Source organism: Mycobacterium sp. 1465703.0 (assembly GCF_001672975.1).
GTDB lineage: Bacteria > Actinomycetota > Actinomycetes > Mycobacteriales > Mycobacteriaceae > Mycobacterium.
On the sequence record NZ_LZKU01000058.1, the window covers coordinates 1 to 1,495 of the forward strand.

Genomic DNA, 1,495 nt, shown 5'->3' on the forward strand with positions numbered 1-1,495 from the left:
GGCCGCGGCCCGGCGCACCGTGGTGGTGATCGGCGCGTCGTATTCGGGCACCGAGTTGGTGGCGCAGCTGCGGGCGCTGGCCGACGCGGCGGCCAAACAGATGAGCTTCCATCCCGGCGAAGTACGGTTTCTGCTGCTAGACCTGGCCGACCAGGTGATGCCCGAGGTGGGAAAGAAGCTGGGTGACGCAGCGCTCAAGGTGCTGCGCAAGCGCGGTATCGACGTCCGGCTCGGCCTCACCCTCAAGGAGGCACACGCCGATCATGTTGTGCTCAGCGATGATTCGCGTATCGAGACGCACACGATCGCCTGGGTGACGGGAGTTACCGGCGCGCCGTTGATCCAGGACCTGGGACTGCCGACCGAAAAGGGACGGCTGACGGTGCAGGCCGATCTGCAGGTGCCGGATCACCCGGAGGTGTTCGCGGCCGGTGACGCGGCCGCGGTGCCCGATCTGACCCAACCGGGAAAGATCACCCCGCCGACCGCTCAACACGCCACCCGGCAGGGCAAGGCGCTGGCCCGCAACGTCGCCGCCAGCCTCGGGTATGGCAGCAGCAAGGAATACAAGCACCGCAACCTAGGTCTGGTAGTCGACCTCGGACCGCGCTACGCGGTCGCCAACCCGCTCAACATTCACCTGTCCGGTCTGCCCGCCAAAGCCGTCACCCGCTCCTACCACCTGTACGCGATTCCACGCGGCGTCAACCGGTGGGCGGTGGCGCTGGCGTACCTGACCGACGTGCTCTTTACCCGCTCCGTCGTCTCGATCGGGTTGTCCTCCGAAGACGACGCGCAATTCACCGCCAGCGAAGGCATTCCGATGCCGAAGACGAGCTGACGCGGCCCAGTCGGCAGGGCGTCAGCCTTCGGCTGACTGCTGCGCCTTCGCATACGCGAGCTGCAGAAAATCCGCCCCGGCCAGTGCACTGAAGACGCCCGCGATCAATCGGGTGAAGCGGGGTGCGAACACCAAGCCGATGGCGAAGCCCGTCGCAACCCACATGTCCAGGCAGAACGGACAGGTCAGCAGTTCTCCCAGGCTGTGCCGAAGCTGGCTTTGCTCTCGGACCTCCTCCTGGACCTCCGCCGGGCCTGCGGTGCCTGAGTAGTGCGTAAAGGGCGCGCGCAACGGGCTGGTCACCGCATCCTTGGTCAGGGTTCGCGAGAGCTTGTGGGTACCGAGGGTGAGGATGAGCAGGTCTTGGGCCCGCCACCGCGTCGGCAACGTGCGCCCGGTGGTCACCGCGGCCAGCACCGCACTGACCACCACGACGCTGTACACCGCCATGACCGCCAGGTAGCCCCCCAGTGGCCGGGGGTTGTCGCCGCGGTAGGCGTCCGCCTCCTGTCGTACACCACCGACCACTTGAGCACCGGTTTCCGTCAATTCACCCATCGCTTCTCCTCAAAGACATAGCGGGACGGGTACCCGACCTCGACCGGTGCAATCCGCGATCGGCTCAGCGCGTCCCGGGCTTGGTGGGCTTGGTCG

2 protein-coding genes are annotated in these 1,495 nt (G+C 66.8%); one reads left to right on the plus strand and one right to left on the minus strand.

Translation table 11 applies throughout. The annotated features are described in order from the left end of the window. Positions 1–841 (plus strand): NAD(P)/FAD-dependent oxidoreductase (locus A5625_RS05405; RefSeq protein WP_197515973.1); only part of this gene is annotated, 841 nt, incomplete at its 5' end. Between the two features lie 21 nt (positions 842–862). Here A5625_RS05405 and A5625_RS05410 read toward each other — a convergent pair. After that, positions 863–1,399 carry a DUF1360 domain-containing protein gene (locus A5625_RS05410; RefSeq protein WP_066989835.1) on the minus strand — a complete coding sequence of 179 codons (537 nt, stop codon included), beginning with the start codon at positions 1,397–1,399 and terminating at the stop codon, positions 863–865. Between the last annotated feature and the right edge of the window lie 96 nt (positions 1,400–1,495).

Bases quoted from the DNA above. Each gene is read 5' to 3' on its own strand.
- A5625_RS05410 (WP_066989835.1), bottom strand. From the start codon at position 1,399: ATGGGTGAATTGACGGAAACCGGTGCTCAAGTGGTCGGTGGTGTACGA.